The 14328-nt window shown below is 66.8% G+C and carries 10 protein-coding genes; 3 read left to right on the top strand and 7 right to left on the bottom strand.

Going from position 1 to position 14328, the window contains the following annotated elements; all coding sequences use genetic code 11:
- The first annotated feature begins 242 nt into the window (after nt 1–242).
- The gene (locus tag ASF34_RS14320) at nt 243–1613 is read left to right on the top strand and encodes an SGNH/GDSL hydrolase family protein (RefSeq protein ID WP_056161793.1); all 1371 of its coding nucleotides are present in this window, start codon (nt 243–245) and stop codon (nt 1611–1613) included.
- A 78-nt stretch (nt 1614–1691) separates the two neighbouring features.
- Here ASF34_RS14320 and ASF34_RS14315 read toward each other — a convergent pair whose 3' ends face one another.
- The 4 genes from ASF34_RS14315 to gltB form a co-directional block, all read right to left on the bottom strand.
- Complete coding sequence (locus ASF34_RS14315) at nt 1692–3125, bottom strand: glutamate synthase subunit beta (RefSeq protein WP_056161791.1); 1434 nt, start codon at nt 3123–3125, stop codon at nt 1692–1694.
- A gap of 72 nt (nt 3126–3197) precedes the next feature.
- Nucleotides 3198–3599, bottom strand: coding sequence for a type II toxin-antitoxin system VapC family toxin (locus ASF34_RS14310; RefSeq protein ID WP_056161789.1), 402 nt, complete (start codon nt 3597–3599; stop codon nt 3198–3200).
- Nucleotides 3599–3829 carry an antitoxin gene (locus tag ASF34_RS14305; protein ID WP_056162114.1) on the bottom strand — a complete coding sequence of 77 codons (231 nt, stop codon included), beginning with the start codon at nt 3827–3829 and terminating at the stop codon, nt 3599–3601. The genes ASF34_RS14310 and ASF34_RS14305 overlap by 1 nt, the downstream gene beginning before the upstream one ends.
- A gap of 95 nt (nt 3830–3924) precedes the next feature.
- A complete protein-coding gene (gltB, locus tag ASF34_RS14300) occupies nt 3925–8631 on the bottom strand; it encodes a glutamate synthase large subunit (RefSeq protein ID WP_056161788.1) in 4707 nt (1568 codons plus the stop codon).
- A 440-nt stretch (nt 8632–9071) separates the two neighbouring features.
- Here gltB and ASF34_RS23650 point away from each other — a divergent pair, with 440 nt between their 5' ends.
- Nucleotides 9072–9203: a hypothetical protein gene (locus tag ASF34_RS23650; RefSeq protein WP_274533759.1), complete on the top strand. Its 132-nt coding sequence runs from the start codon at nt 9072–9074 to the stop codon at nt 9201–9203.
- A 78-nt stretch (nt 9204–9281) separates the two neighbouring features.
- Nucleotides 9282–10199: a hypothetical protein gene (locus tag ASF34_RS14295; RefSeq protein ID WP_056161786.1), complete on the top strand. Its 918-nt coding sequence runs from the start codon at nt 9282–9284 to the stop codon at nt 10197–10199.
- A gap of 85 nt (nt 10200–10284) precedes the next feature.
- Here the strand turns inward: ASF34_RS14295 and ASF34_RS14290 are convergent, their stop codons facing one another.
- From ASF34_RS14290 to fdhF, 3 genes are read right to left on the bottom strand one after another with little or no spacing between them, the layout of a single operon-like run.
- Nucleotides 10285–10578, bottom strand: coding sequence for a formate dehydrogenase subunit delta (locus ASF34_RS14290; RefSeq protein WP_018044990.1), 294 nt, complete (start codon nt 10576–10578; stop codon nt 10285–10287).
- Between the two features lie 41 nt (nt 10579–10619).
- Complete coding sequence (gene fdhD, locus ASF34_RS14285) at nt 10620–11477, bottom strand: formate dehydrogenase accessory sulfurtransferase FdhD (RefSeq protein WP_056161784.1); 858 nt, start codon at nt 11475–11477, stop codon at nt 10620–10622.
- The gene (gene fdhF, locus ASF34_RS14280) at nt 11464–14325 is read right to left on the bottom strand and encodes a formate dehydrogenase subunit alpha (protein WP_056140590.1); all 2862 of its coding nucleotides are present in this window, start codon (nt 14323–14325) and stop codon (nt 11464–11466) included. The genes fdhD and fdhF overlap by 14 nt, the downstream gene beginning before the upstream one ends.
- Between the last annotated feature and the right edge of the window lie 3 nt (nt 14326–14328).

Raw genomic sequence — 14328 nt, 5'->3', positions numbered from 1 at the left:
TGGAACCCTCCTTCGAGGCCCTTCGCCGAGGCGAAGGGCACCTCAGGATGAGGTGGTCGGATCGGAAGACCCGATCGATCCCGATCATCCGCTGAAAGGTTCGATCGAACGCCCGCTTAGACGCGGGGCGGATCGTCGGATAGGATGGCATTGTCTCGTCCTTCGACGATCAGCAGGCAGGTCGCAGCGTGGCATCAAGGACCGTCAAGACCGTACCGAACGGGGCGACCATCGCGGGGCGGGTGAAGGACGCCGTTCGTCGCGCCTGTCTCCTCGCTCTGTTCGCGACGCCCCCGCTGTTCTCGTCGAGCCCGTCCGCCGTGGCCCAATGGGGGGATTCCTACGATACCCCTCGCGGCGATTCCTACTACGCGCCGCGCCGCCGCCCCCGCGAGGAGGGTGATTACGGCGCACGCCAGGTCAATCGGCGCTACACCCCTCCCCCTCAGGAGGCACCGCGCCAATTCTACTGGCCCTGGGAGGATCGTCCTCAGCAGGTTCAGCCGACCCCCGCGCCCGTGCCATCGGCCCGACCCACCCGGCCGCGGCCGCCGACCATCGGGGAGAGCCAGCGCTCCTACACGAAGCGGCCGCGTCCCGCTCCGGTGATCGCCCAGCCGAAGCCGGTCCAGCCCAAGGCGGAGCCCTCGATCCGCATCGCGGTGTTCGGCGATTCGCTGGCGAGCTATCTCGGACGCGGCCTCGACGACGTGTTCGAGGACAATGCCGATGTGGCGATCCTCGACCGCTCGAAGGCCGATAGCGGCCTCGTCCGGAAGGACGTGGTCGACTGGCCCAAGGCCGCGGAGGATTTCCTCAAGACGAGCCCGAAGGTCGCCTACGCCGTGGTGATGCTGGGCGCGAACGACCGGCAGCCCATCCGCGAGGGGACGGAGAATGTCGACCCGGGGACCGAGCGCTGGCGCGAGATCTACCGCGACCGCGTGGACGCCCTGGCCAAGGTCTTCGCCAGCCAGAAGATCCCGTTCATCTGGGTAGGCGCGCCCCCCATGCGTAGCGAGCCACTGACGAAAGACATCGCGTCGATCAACGACCTGATCCGTGACCGGGTCGCCAAGGCGGGCGGGACTTATGTCGACATCTGGCCGGGCTTCGTCGACGACCGCAACCGCTTCACCATGACCGGCCCCGACCTGGAGGGGCAGGAAGCCAAGCTGCGGACGTTGGACGGCGTGCATTTCACCAAGGCGGGCGCCCGCAAGGTCGCGCATTTCGCCGATGTCGAACTCAAGCGTCTCATGGGCACGAACCCCACGGAGGCGCCGGCCGTCGCGCCCGTGGCGACGGTTCCCGGCCCCCTCCTCGATGGCGAGACACCGAAGCTCGACGATACCGCCGCGATCGATCGCCAGATCACCGCGATGCTGCCGAGCCTGCCGGAGCCTCCGGGCATCCCCGCCTTGCCGGTGAAGCCCGCGTTCGGCCCGGTCATTCCCCTCGGCCGCGCCGAAGTGACGCCCGGCGGCACGCTCATCAGCGGACGACCGCGCGATGGCGATGCATCGGGGAACGTGGAGCGGGTGCTTCAGCGCGGCTCGGCGCCGATGCCCCAGCCGGGCCGGGCCGACGATTTCAAATGGCCACCGGGCTGAGCCCGGCGTGGCGGAACTGAGTTCGAGAAGAGATCGAGTCGACGGGGCCTGGCATAAAGCCGGCCCCGGATTGCTACTTCAGCGCGGCAGGACGCTCGATCCCATCAGCGCCTCGTCGATGGAGCGCGCCGCCTGGCGGCCTTCACGGATCGCCCAGACCACGAGGGACTGCCCACGGCGCATGTCGCCGGCGGCATAGATCTTCTCGTTGGACGTCCGGTAATCGAGTTCGTTGGCGGTGACGTTGCCGCGCTTGTCCATGACGACACCGGATTCCTCGAGCAGGCCCTTACGGACCGAACCGGCGAAACCGATGGCGAGGAACACCAGATCGGCCGGCAGGGTGAACTCACCGCCGGGAACGGGCTGGCGCTTCTCGTCCACGCGGGTGCAGACCACGCCGGTGAGCTTGCCCTTCTTGTTGCCTTCCAGGCGAAGCGTCGCGGCCTGGAACTCGCGCTCGGCGCCTTCGGCCTGGCTCGACGAGGTCCGCATCTTGGTCGGCCAGTAGGGCCAGACCGAGAGCTTGTCCTCGCGCTCGGGCGGGCGCGGCCGGATGTCGAGCTGCGTCACCGAGAGGGCGCCCTGCCGGAAGGAGGTGCCGACGCAATCCGACGCCGTATCGCCGCCGCCGATCACGACGACGTTCTTGGCGGTGGCGAGGATCGGCAATTCGCCGTTGCCCGGCATCGGCTCGGCACCCACCCTGCGGTTCGACTGGACGAGGAACGGCATCGCGTAATGCACGCCGGCGAGCTCCTGGCCGGGGAGCTGCGGGTTGCGCGGATCTTCGGCGCCGCCGGCGAAGAGCACCGCGTCGAACTCGGCGGTGAGCTCGTCGAGCGGCTTCGTCACGCCGACATTGACGCCGTAATGGAAGGTCACGCCCTCCGCTTCCATCTGCTTCACGCGCCGGTCGATATGGCGCTTCTCCATCTTGAAGTCGGGGATGCCGTAGCGCAGCAGACCGCCGGCCTTCGGCTCACGCTCGAACACATGCACGTCGTGGCCGACGCGGGCGAGCTGCTGCGCAGCGGCCATGCCCGCCGGCCCCGAGCCGATGACGGCGACCCTCTTGCCGGTGCGGGTGGTGGGGATTTCCGGCTTCACCCAGCCGTTGTTCCAGGCACGGTCGGCGATGGCCTGCTCGATCGTCTTGATGGCGACGGGCTGGTTCTCGAGGTTGAGGGTGCAGGCCTCCTCACACGGCGCGGGGCAGACGCGGCCGGTGAACTCGGGGAAATTGTTGGTGGAGTGGAGGTTGCGCGCGGCCTCCTCCCAATCCGACTGGAAGACGAGCTCGTTCCAATCGGGGATCTGGTTGTGGACGGGGCAGCCGGTCGGCCCATGGCAGAACGGGATGCCGCAATCCATGCAGCGCGCCGCCTGCTTCTTCAGGTCGTGCTCGTCGAGGGGCAGCGTGAACTCGCGGAAGTGCCGCACGCGGTCCGCTGCGAGCTGATACTTCTGCTCCTGCCGGTCGAACTCGAGGAAACCCGTGATCTTGCCCATGACCTAAAGCCCCACTCACCCAAAGCGCTCCGCACAAAACGGAGACCGATTCTTCTTTCGCGAGCGAGCTCGCTACGGTCTTAACCAGTTCTCGACGTCGAGCATCGGCACCCGCGAGAACTCACCGACATTGTCCGTCACCAATACACTGCCATCGCAAATCGCGTGCGACGCGATCAGCAGGTCGTTCGCTCCGATCGGTGTTCCAGCCGCTTCGAGAAGTCGGCGCAGTTCGCCATAGGTGTGATCGACGGGCACGGAGAGGGATGCGACGGTGATCGCACCCAAAACCGCATTCACCTGCCGGGTCAGGCGTTCGGATCCTTTCTTGGCAGCACCGAAACGCAGTTCCGAGGCCACCACCACACTCGTATAAACGTTCGACTCCCCCACCTGCGCAATCGTCTCCCGGAGGAGCCCATTGGGAGCGCGAACGAGGGCCGACAGGATGTTCGTGTCGAGCAGGTAGCGCACTAGAGATCAACCGGCTCCGGAAGTCGGTCCTCGATCTCGGGCCACGCGTCGTCCAGAGGCATGAGGTGCGAAAGGGTCGACAGGAGGGAAGGCTGTCCGACGGCTTCGAGCGTCAGACGGCCGGCCTCCAAGCGAAGGATCGCCTCGTCGCCGGGCAGAGCGAACTCATCCGGGAGCCGGATGGTCTGCTCGTGCCCCTCGCGATGAAGCTTGATCCTCCGTTCGATCATGTATCCCTTCTCCTCAGGCACGGTCCGACGCGGAACGAGCGCCCGCATCGATCCCCTCGACGACGTCGGATCGGAACCGATCCGACGTCTCAGTGCTATTCCGCCGCCACCGGCATCCGCGCCATCTCCATTTCGCGGAGAGCGCGGCGGTATTCCACCGGCATCACCTTCACGAACTTCGTGCGGTAGCCGGCCCAGTCTTCCAGAATCGCCTTGGCACGCGGGGAACCCGTGTACTTCAGGTGATTGGTGATGAGCTGGCTCAGGCGCTCCTCGTCATGCCCGGACATGTCGGCGAGGATGTCGACGCGCCCCTTGGTCTCGAGGTCGCCGTCCTGGTGGAAGCGGCGCATGACGTCGTCCTCCTCCTCGACGGGTTCGAGATCGACCATGGAGAGGTTGCAGCGGGCGGCAAACGAACCGTCCGCATCGAGCACGTAGGCGATGCCGCCCGACATGCCGGCCGCGAAGTTGCGCCCGGTCTCGCCGATGGACACCACGACGCCGCCGGTCATGTACTCGCAGCCATGGTCGCCCATGCCTTCGACCACGGTGATGGCGCCTGAATTGCGGACGGCGAAGCGCTCGCCGGCCGAACCGCGAATGTAGCATTCGCCCGCGATGGCCCCGTAGAGCACCGTGTTGCCGGCCATGATCGTCCGCCCGGCGGGCGACCGCAGCGCGTCGCTCGGCCGGATGATCAGCTTGCCGCCCGACAGCCCCTTGCCGACGTAATCGTTGGCGTGGCCCGTGAGAACCACGGTGATGCCGGCGGCGAGCCATGCCCCGAAGCTCTGGCCGGCGGTGCCGGCGAGGTTCACCGTGATGGTGTCGTCGGGCAGGCCCTCATGGCCGTAGCGCTTGGCGACGACGCCGGAGAGCATCGCACCCGCGGTGCGGTCCGAGTTCCTGATGACCTCGTTGAGCACCACCGGCTCGGCGGTCTCGATGGCCGCCTTGGCGCCCTCGATCAGGCGACGGTCGAGCACCGTGTCGATCGGATGCTTCTGCTTCTCCGTATGGCGGATCGCCACGTCGGGGCCGACATCGGGCCGATGGAACAGCTTCGAGAAATCGAGGCCCCGCGCCTTCCAGTGGTTGATGACCTCCAGCGTGTCGAGGAAGTCCGAGCGGCCGATGAGGTCTTCGAGCTTGGTGTAGCCCATCGCCGCCATCAGCTCGCGCAACTCCTCCGCCACGAAGAAGAAGTAGTTCACCACGTGCTCCGGCGTGCCCTTGAAGCGCTTGCGCAGGACGGGGTCCTGCGTCGCCACGCCCACCGGGCAGGTGTTCAGGTGGCACTTGCGCATCATGATGCAGCCGGCCGCGATGAGCGGCGCGGTGGAGAAGCCGAACTGGTCGGCGCCGAGCAGGGCCGCGACGAGCACGTCGCGACCGGTGCGGATGCCGCCATCGGCCTGCAGCACGACACGGCCGCGCAGGTGGCTGAGCACCAGGGTCTGCTGGGTCTCGGCGAGACCCGTCTCCCATGGCCCGCCCGCATGCTTGATCGAGGTCAGCGGCGCGGCGCCGGTGCCGCCGTCGAAGCCCGAGATCGTGATGTGGTCGGCGCGCGCCTTGGCGACGCCGGTGGCGACCGTGCCGACACCGACCTCGGACACGAGCTTCACCGACACGTCGGCGGCTGGGTTCACGTTCTTCAGGTCGAAGATGAGCTGGGCCAGGTCCTCGATGGAGTAGATGTCGTGATGCGGCGGCGGCGAGATCAGGCCGACGCCGGGGGTGGCGTAACGGACCTTGGCGATCTTGGCGTCGACCTTGTGGCCGGGCAGCTGGCCGCCCTCGCCGGGCTTGGCGCCCTGCGAGACCTTGATCTGCATCATGTCGGCATTGACGAGATATTCCGTCGTGACGCCGAAGCGGCCGGAGGCCACCTGCTTGATCGCCGAGCGGCGCGAACGACCGTCGGCCATCGGCTTGAACCGCTCGACCTCCTCGCCGCCCTCACCGGAATTCGAACGACCGCCGAACGAGTTCACCGCGATGGCGAGGGTCTCGTGGGCTTCCTTCGAGATGGAGCCGTAGGACATCGCGCCCGTTGCGAACCGCTTGACGATGTCCACCGCCGGCTCGACCTCAGAGATGTCGACGGGCGCCCGGCCGAGCTCGGCCGCCTGCTTGATCCGGAACAGGCCGCGGATGGTCTTGAGGTGGTTCTCCTGCTCGTTCACCAGCCGGGCGAACTCGCGGTAGCGCTCGGGCAGGCCGAGGCGCACCGCGTGCTGCAGGGTCGCCACCGAATCCGGCGTCCAGGTATGGCTCTCGCCGCGCAGGCGGTAGGCATACTCGCCGCCGACATCGAGGGCATGGCGGAAGACCGGGGCATCGCCGAACGCGTCGGCATGCCGCCGGGCGGTCTCCTCGGCGACCTCGGCCATGCCGATGCCTTCGATGGTGGTCTTGGTGCCGAAGAAGTCGCGGGCGACGAAGGACGAGTTCAGGCCGATCGCGTCGAAGATCTGGGCGCCGCAATAGGATTGATAGGTCGAGATGCCCATCTTGGACATGACCTTGAGCAGGCCCTTATCGATGGACTTGATGTAGCGGTAGACGATCTCGTCGTCGGTGAGATCCGGCGGGAACTCGGCCTTCATCGCGATCACGGTCTCGAAGGCGAGATAGGGGTTGATGGCCTCCGCGCCGTAGCCGGCGAGACAAGCGAAGTGATGCACCTCGCGCGGCTCGCCGGATTCGACCACGAGACCGACCGAGGTGCGAAGCCCCTTGCGGATCAGGTAGTTGTGCACCGCCGCCGTCGCCAGCAGTGCGGGGATCGCGATGCGATCCGGGCCGACGCCGCGGTCGGTCAGGATGATGATGTTGTAGCCGCCGCGCACCGCCGCCTCGGCCCGGTCGCAAAGCCGGTCGACCGCGCCTTCCATGGCGACGGCGCCGGATTCGGCCGGGAAGGTCATGTCGAGGGTCTTGGTGTCGAAACGGTCCTCGAAATGCGAGATCGAGCGGATCTTCTCCAGATCGCCGTTGGTCAGGATCGGCTGACGGACCTCCAGGCGCTTCTTGCGGGAGGCGCCCTCCATGTCGAGCAGGTTCGGGCGCGGCCCGATGAACGAGACGAGGCTCATGACGGCCTCCTCGCGGATCGGGTCGATCGCCGGATTGGTGACCTGGGCGAAGTTCTGCTTGAAGTAGGTGTAGAGGGGCTTGGGCTTGTCGGAGAGAGCCGAGAGCGGCGTATCGGTCCCCATGGAGCCGACCGCCTCCTGGCCGGTGACGGCCATGGGCGCCATCAGCAGCTTGAGGTCTTCCTGGCTGTAGCCGAACGCCTGCTGCCGATCGAGCAGCGACACGTCGGAGCGCGAGGCGCGCGGAATGACCGGCTTCAGGTCTTCCAGCACGATCTGGGTGTTCTTCACCCATTGCGCATAGGGATTGGCCGCCGCGAGCTCGCTCTTGATCTCCTCGTCGGAGATGATGCGGCCCTTCTGCAGGTCGATGAGCAGCATGCGGCCCGGCTGCAGGCGCCAGGATTCGACGATGCTCTCGTCCGGGATCGGCAGGACGCCCATCTCGGAGGCCAGCACGACGAGGCCGTCTTCCGTGACGATATAGCGGGCGGGGCGCAGGCCGTTGCGGTCGAGGGTCGCGCCGATCTGGCGGCCATCGGTGAAGCACACGGCGGCGGGGCCGTCCCACGGCTCCATCAGCGCGGCGTGATATTCGTAGAACGCCTTGCGCTCTTCGCTCATGAGCGGATTGCCGGCCCAGGCCTCCGGGATCAGCATCATCATGGCATGGGCGAGCGAGTAGCCGCCCTGCACGAGGAATTCGAGGGCGTTGTCGAAACAGGCCGTGTCGGACTGGCCCTCGTAAGAGATCGGCCAGAGCTTCGAGATGTCGTTGCCGAACAGGTCCGAATCGACACTGGCCTGGCGCGCCGCCATCCAGTTCACGTTGCCGCGCAGAGTGTTGATCTCGCCGTTATGGGCGACCATCCGGTAGGGGTGCGAGAGCTGCCAGGTGGGGAAGGTGTTGGTGGCGAAGCGCTGGTGCACGAGGGCGAGGCCCGAGACGTAGCGCTCGTCCTGCAGGTCCTTGAAGTAATGGCCGAGCTGCGTGACCAGAACCATGCCCTTGTAGACGATCGTCCGGGTCGAGACGGAGACCGGGTAATAGGCCTTCACGCGCGGATCGTTGAGGCCATAGACCTTGTTCGAGATGACCTTGCGCGCGATGAACAGACGGCGCTCGAACGCGTCCTCGTCCGTGATCGCGGCCGGGCGGCCGATGAAGACCTGCTTGTGGTGCGGCTCCGTCTCCTTGACGCGCACGCCGAGGTCGCTCGAATCCACCGGCACGTCGCGCCAGCCGAGGAAGGGAAGCCCTTCGTCCTGGAGGGCCTTCTCGACGATCTCCTCGACGATGCGGCGGCCTTCCTCGTCCTTCGGCATGAAGAACTGCCCGACGCCGTAATGGCCGGGCTCGGGCAACGCGATGCCGAGGCCCTCGCACTCCTCCTTCAGGAGGAAATGAGGGATGTGGGTGAGAATGCCGCAACCGTCGCCCATCTTCGGATCGGCGCCGACGGCGCCGCGATGGTCGATGTTCTCGAGGATGAGCAGGCCCTGCGCCACGATGGCGTGGGTGCGCCGGTCATGCATGTCCGCCACGAAGCCGACGCCGCAGGCATCGCCTTCGCGGGCGGGATCGTAGAGGCCCTGCTTGGGCGGGAGAGCGTGATCGCGGACGACGAGCGGCGCGACGCCGTCCCGCGTGGCGGGGATCGGGTTCTGGACGACCCCGGCAACCTCAGATGCGGCCATGTTGATAACCCCTCAGCCTCGTTCGTCCGTGCCCGCATGCGAGCATGTTTCATGCCCAAATGCCATCCGGCACTCAGGCTCCGTCCTCGACGCGGTCGGATTCGGGCAGGGTCTTCGGTGAGGAAGCGCCCGCTCTCCGCGGGCTCAGCGCCGGCTTGAATTCAAGCCGTGCGGGCCCGGATCGCCGCGATGGCGACCGGCTTGGAATCTCGTTTTTTCGTGAGATTCGACACCCGCTCCAGACCTTCCACGTTCCTCGAAGGCACTTCGTCCCCGGCGATCGCTCGCCGTAGGGACGCCCCGCCAAAAATGGGACAGCCGTACTGTCCTAATTACGGAAAGTGACAGATTTTAAACGGTCCAGCAAGAGGCTCGCGCGCCCGATGGACAGGTTTGATGCGCCATGCGACGCCGCGACCGGCCGAGGCGCAAGGCAGCCTATGAACAGCACTCGCCCCCTCGCCGAATGGCGGCGGATCGAGGCCGCCCGCGACTTGCCGCGCTTCACCCGTATTCCCGCCCCATTCGGGCAGTCTACAGGGCTTGCCAAGCACAAGCGGCATGCGGGGTGATGGACCGCACGGAGACCTCCATAGACCTGCGCCAACAGTGGGCTACGGAACGACGACACTTCATCGAGACGAGGCACCATGGAATCGAGCCGCAGGGCGCCTGTGCGCTCCCATACGATCAGCCTGACCATGCTGGCGGGGTTCATCACCCTGTCGGCTCTCGGGACGGGCACGGCCCAGGCGCAGTACGGCTACGAGCCCGATCCGTTCCTTCCCCCCCGTGCCGTGGTCTGGCGCCTCAACGACCGGGGCTTCACCGAAGTGACGCGGCCGCGATTCGACGGCCGGGCCTATATCGTCGAAGCGACCGGCCCCTATGGCGACAGGGTCCGGTTGTTCGTGGATGCACGGGACGGCGCCGTTCTCGACCGCCAGCGGCTTGGTGTCCCGATGCAGCCGGCACCGGTTCCGGTCGCCCGTCCGGCGGCGCCCGGCTATGGCTGGACCGAAGCGGACGAGCAGCCCCGTCGACCGATGCGCGAAGCGGAACGGCTGGCTCCTCCCGGCAGGATCCCGAGCCAGGATAGCATCGGCCGGCAGCCGCGTTACGACGTGGCGGCGCGCCCCGAGTCCCCCACCCGCGCCGAGCCCTCCGACCGCAATCCGCTGGGCTTGAACCCGGATGCCCGGTCCGGCGACGTCAGACGCCCGGCGGAAGCAGCACCTGCCCGCAAAATCACCAGATTGGCCCCGCCAGCGAAACCGGCCGCGCCCCGGCTCGCGCCGGAAGCCCCCTCGCCGTCCCCCGCGGACGCAGCGTCCGACGCTCGGGCCAGCACGCCGCCGGTCGCCGCCATCGAGCAGCCGAAGGCCGAGCCAACGACGCCGGCAGCGAATCAGCCCCGACGCGACACGGCGCAGGCTCCGTCATCCGCCAAGCCTCAGACCTGGAGCGACCCGCCGTCTGACAGGAAGGCCGTTCGGGTCATCGGCGGCGCGACGGTGGTGCCGGGATCGACCGACAAGGATCAGCCGGGCGACCGTCCGGCCGAGTAGCCGGCACCTCAATTTCCACCATGCCGACAAAAGGCGCCGAGCCATGAGGGCTCGGCGCCTTTTTCTTCGAAACGCCTCCGGCCGTTCAGCCGGCGTCGCTGGCGCCGGCACCCTGGAGGTGCGGATCGTTGGTGGCCGCCCGAACGGGGCTGTCGTTCTGGTCCGGGGAGGTCGTGATCGCCTTCAACGCCAGCGGATCGAGGCCGCTTCCCTCCGTTGGGCCATGCGCTTCGAGGGCGCGGCGCATCTTCGGCGTCCAGAACGCGACGATGTGCTTGTGAATGCCGGCGACCGCCTCGTCATCCGGATAGGATCGGAAGAAGCCCGCGATCTGGTTCGCCATGCGGACGAGCTTGTCGTTGGTGGTCAGGGCGCTCATGGGACTGGCTCTGGTCGACGGGTGAAGGGGGCCGCGCGCCTCTAGCGCTCGGCTACAAGGAGAAGGCGTTCGCGGCCGGTGAAGACCGTGAGGGTGTCAGACCGGGCGATGGCGCAGAGCGTCATGTCGTGCAGGCGCGCCCGGTCGATGGCCAGCGATGTCGGGGCGGAGATCGCCACCAGAACGGCGGCTCCGAAAGTCGCGGTCTTCTCCACCATCTCGAACGAGCAGCGACTGGTGATGACGACGAAGCCATCGTTGGGATCGGTCCCGGCCCGCATCAGCGCGCCGATCAGCTTGTCGAGGCCGTTATGGCGGCCGACATCCTCGCGCAGGGCGAGAAGGTTGCCGTCCCGGTCCGCCCAGGCCGCGGCATGGACGGCGCGGGTCGTGTGGTTGAGAACCTGCGCGTCACCCATTCCGAGCAGGGCGCGCTGGATCGATTCGATCTCGACCGACTGCACCGCATGAGCACGCAGCTCCGCTTTGGGCAGGGCCGCGAGATCGTCGATCCCGCAAACGCCGCAACCGGTGCGCCCGGAGATGGCGCGTTTCCGGGCAAGGTGCTCGCGCAACCGCCCCGGTGCGAGATCGACCACGAGGCGCAATCCCCCGTCCCCGTCCTCCACCCGGACCGACCTGATCTCGTCGGCGGACTCGACGATTCCCTCGGTGAGGCTGAACCCGTAGGCGAAATCCACGAGGTCGGACGGGGTCGTCATCATGACCGCGTAGGGCACGCTGCCATAGACGAGGTTGACGGGCATCTCGACGGCAAGATCGCGATGCCCTTCGCGGGCCGTGGGGTCGTCGTAGGCCACGACCAGGGTCGCGACACGCCGGCTCGTCGGAGCCGGCGTGTCGCTCTCGTTCAGATCGTTTCGTTCACTCGGCAGCATTCAATTGCGTCGCGATTCTCGTGAGCGAGAAGTCCTCCTCGAAGAACTTCGCCTGCCAATCCGACGGCCTGTTGGTCCGTCGCACCTGCACCGCCGTCACCTTATACTCGGGGCAGTTGGTGGCCCAGTCCGAGAAGTCGGTGGTGATGACGTTGGCGCCGGTCTTGGCGTGGTGGAAGGTGGTGTAGACGACGCCCGGCTGCATGCGCTCGGAGACGATCGCCTTGAGGGCGATGTCGCCGGAACGGCTCTCCAGGGCCACCAGATCGCCGTGGACGATGCCGCGCACCTCCGCGTCGAACGGGTGGATCTCCAGCACGTCCTCCTCGTGCCAGCGCGAGTTCTCCGTCCGGCGCGTCTGCGCGCCGACATTGTACTGCGACAGGATGCGGCCGGTGGTGAGGATGAGCGGGAAGCGCGGGCCGGTGCGCTCCTCGGTGGCCACATACTCCGTGATCATGAACTTGCCGAGGCCGCGCACGAACCGGTCGACGTGCATCATCGGCGTCCCGTTGGGGGCGGCGTCGTTGCACGGCCACTGGATCGAGCCGAGCTCGTCGATCTTGGCGAAACTCACGCCCTTGAAGCTCGGGGTGAGCGAGGCGATCTCGTCCATGATCTCGCTGGGATGCGAGTAGTTCATCGGGTAGCCCAGCGCGTTGGAGAGCAGGATCGTGCCCTCCCAATCGCCGTAGCCGGCCAGCGGCGGCATCACCTTGCGGACGCGGCTGATGCGCCGCTCGGCATTGGTGAAGGTGCCGTCCTTCTCGAGGAACGACGCGCCCGGCAGGAAGACGTGGGCGTACTTGGCCGTCTCGTTCAGGAAGATGTCCTGGACGACGATGCATTCCATCGCCATCAGGCCGGCGGTGACGTGATGCGTGTCCGGGTCGGACTGAGCGATGTCCTCGCCCTGGATGTACATGCCCTTGAAGGCACCATCGACGGCTTCGTCGAGCATGTTGGTGATGCGCAGGCCCGGATCCTTGTCGAGCTGGACGCCCCACAGGGATTCGAAGGTCTCGCGGGTGGCATCGTCCGACACATGGCGGTAGCCCGGCAGCTCGTGCGGGAACGAGCCCATGTCACAGGAGCCCTGGACGTTGTTCTGGCCGCGCAGCGGATTCACGCCGGCGCCCAGCATGCCGATATTGCCGGTCGCCATGGCGATGTTGGCCATGCCCATGACCATGGTCGAGCCCTGGCTGTGCTCGGTGACGCCGAGACCGTAATAGATGCCCGCAGCCCCGCCGGTGGCGTAGAGGCGGGCGGCGCCCCGGATGTCCTCGGGGTTCACTCCGATCTTGTCGGCCTGGGCCTCGGGCGAGTGACGCTCCTCGGCGATGAAACGCGCCCAGGATTCGAAGTCGCCAAGATCGCAGCGCTCGCGGACATAGGCCTCGTCGATGAGCCCTTCCGTGACGATGACATGCGCCATCGCGTTGATGAAGGCGACGTTGGAGCCGGGCTTAAGTGGCAGGTGATAATCGGCCTCGATATGGGGCGACTTCACCAGGTCGATCCTGCGCGGATCGGCGACGATGAGCTTGGCACCCTCACGCAGGCGCTTCTTCATGCGCGAGCCGAAGACCGGGTGACCGTCCGTCGGGTTCGCGCCGATGACGAGGATCACGTCGGAATGCGCCACCGAGGCGAAGTCCTGCGTGCCGGCCGAGGTTCCGAGCGTCGACATCAGGCCGTAGCCCGTGGGTGAATGACAGACGCGGGCGCAGGTATCGACGTTGTTGTTGCCGAAGGCGGCGCGCACGAGCTTCTGGACGAGATAGGCTTCCTCGTTGGTGCAGCGTGACGAGGTGATGCCGCCCACCGAATCCTTGCCGTACTTGGCCTGAATGCGCTTGAACTCCGACGCGGCACGGTCGATCGCGACCTCCCACGACACTTCCTGCCAAGGGTCCGTGATCTTGTCGCGGATCATCGGCTTGGTGATGCGGTCCTTGTGGGTGGCGTAGCCGTAGGCAAAGCGGCCCTTGACGCAGGAATGGCCCTCGTTGGCCTTGCCGTCCTTGTAGGGGACCATGCGGACGATGCGGGTGCCCTGCATCTCGGCCTTGAACGAGCAGCCGACGCCACAATAGGCGCAGGTAGTGACCTCGGAATGGTCCGGCTGGCCGTGCTCGATGATCGACTTTTCCTGAAGCGTCGCCGTCGGGCAGGCCTGGACGCAGGCGCCGCAGGACACGCATTCGGAATTGAAGAAGTCGGTGGGGCCGGCAGCCACGCGGCTGTCGAAGCCACGGCCAGAAATCGTGAGCGCGAAAGTGCCTTGCGTCTCTTCGCAAGCACGGACGCAGCGATTGCAGACGATGCACTTCGACGGATCGTAGGTGAAATACGGGTTGGACGTATCCTTGGCCAGGTACTGGTCCGAGGTCGGCTTGACGTGGTTGGCGCCGTCATAGCCGTAGCGCACGTCGCGCAGGCCGACCGCGCCGGCCATGTCCTGCAACTCGCAATCGCCGTTGGCGGCACAGGTCAGGCAGTCGAGGGGGTGATCGGAGATGTAGAGCTCCATCACGCCCTTGCGGAGCTTGGCGAGCTTATCCGTCTGGGTCGAGACCACCATGCCGTTCTCGGCCGGTGTGGTGCAGGAGGCGGGCGTGCCGCGCCGCCCCTCGATCTCCACGAGGCAGAGGCGGCAGGAGCCGAAGGCTTCCAGCGAATCGGTGGCGCAGAGCTTGGGGATCTGCGTGCCGGCATGCATCGCCGCCGCCATCACCGAGGTGCCGGCGGGAACGGTGACGCTCATGCCGTCGATGGTGAGGGTGACGGTCTGCTCGTTCACCCGGATCGGGGTGCCGTAATCGATCTCTTTGATGAGGGCCATGGG

The sequence above is a fragment of the Methylobacterium sp. Leaf106 genome, assembly GCF_001422895.1.
Lineage (GTDB): Bacteria > Pseudomonadota > Alphaproteobacteria > Rhizobiales > Beijerinckiaceae > Methylobacterium > Methylobacterium bullatum.
The sequence above is the reverse complement of the archived record's forward strand: the minus strand, read 5'-3'. Positions and strand labels throughout refer to the sequence as shown.

Bases quoted from the DNA above. Each gene is read 5' to 3' on its own strand.
- ASF34_RS14295 (WP_056161786.1), top strand. From the start codon at position 9,282: ATGGAATCGAGCCGCAGGGCGCCTGTGCGCTCCCATACGATCAGCCTG.
- fdhF (WP_056140590.1), bottom strand. From the start codon at position 14,325: ATGGCCCTCATCAAAGAGATCGATTACGGCACCCCGATCCGGGTGAAC.
- gltB (WP_056161788.1), bottom strand. From the start codon at position 8,631: ATGGCCGCATCTGAGGTTGCCGGGGTCGTCCAGAACCCGATCCCCGCC.
- ASF34_RS23650 (WP_274533759.1), top strand. From the start codon at position 9,072: ATGAACAGCACTCGCCCCCTCGCCGAATGGCGGCGGATCGAGGCCGCC.
- ASF34_RS14290 (WP_018044990.1), bottom strand. From the start codon at position 10,578: ATGAGCGCCCTGACCACCAACGACAAGCTCGTCCGCATGGCGAACCAG.
- fdhD (WP_056161784.1), bottom strand. From the start codon at position 11,477: ATGCTGCCGAGTGAACGAAACGATCTGAACGAGAGCGACACGCCGGCT.
- ASF34_RS14305 (WP_056162114.1), bottom strand. From the start codon at position 3,829: ATGATCGAACGGAGGATCAAGCTTCATCGCGAGGGGCACGAGCAGACC.
- ASF34_RS14315 (WP_056161791.1), bottom strand. From the start codon at position 3,125: ATGGGCAAGATCACGGGTTTCCTCGAGTTCGACCGGCAGGAGCAGAAG.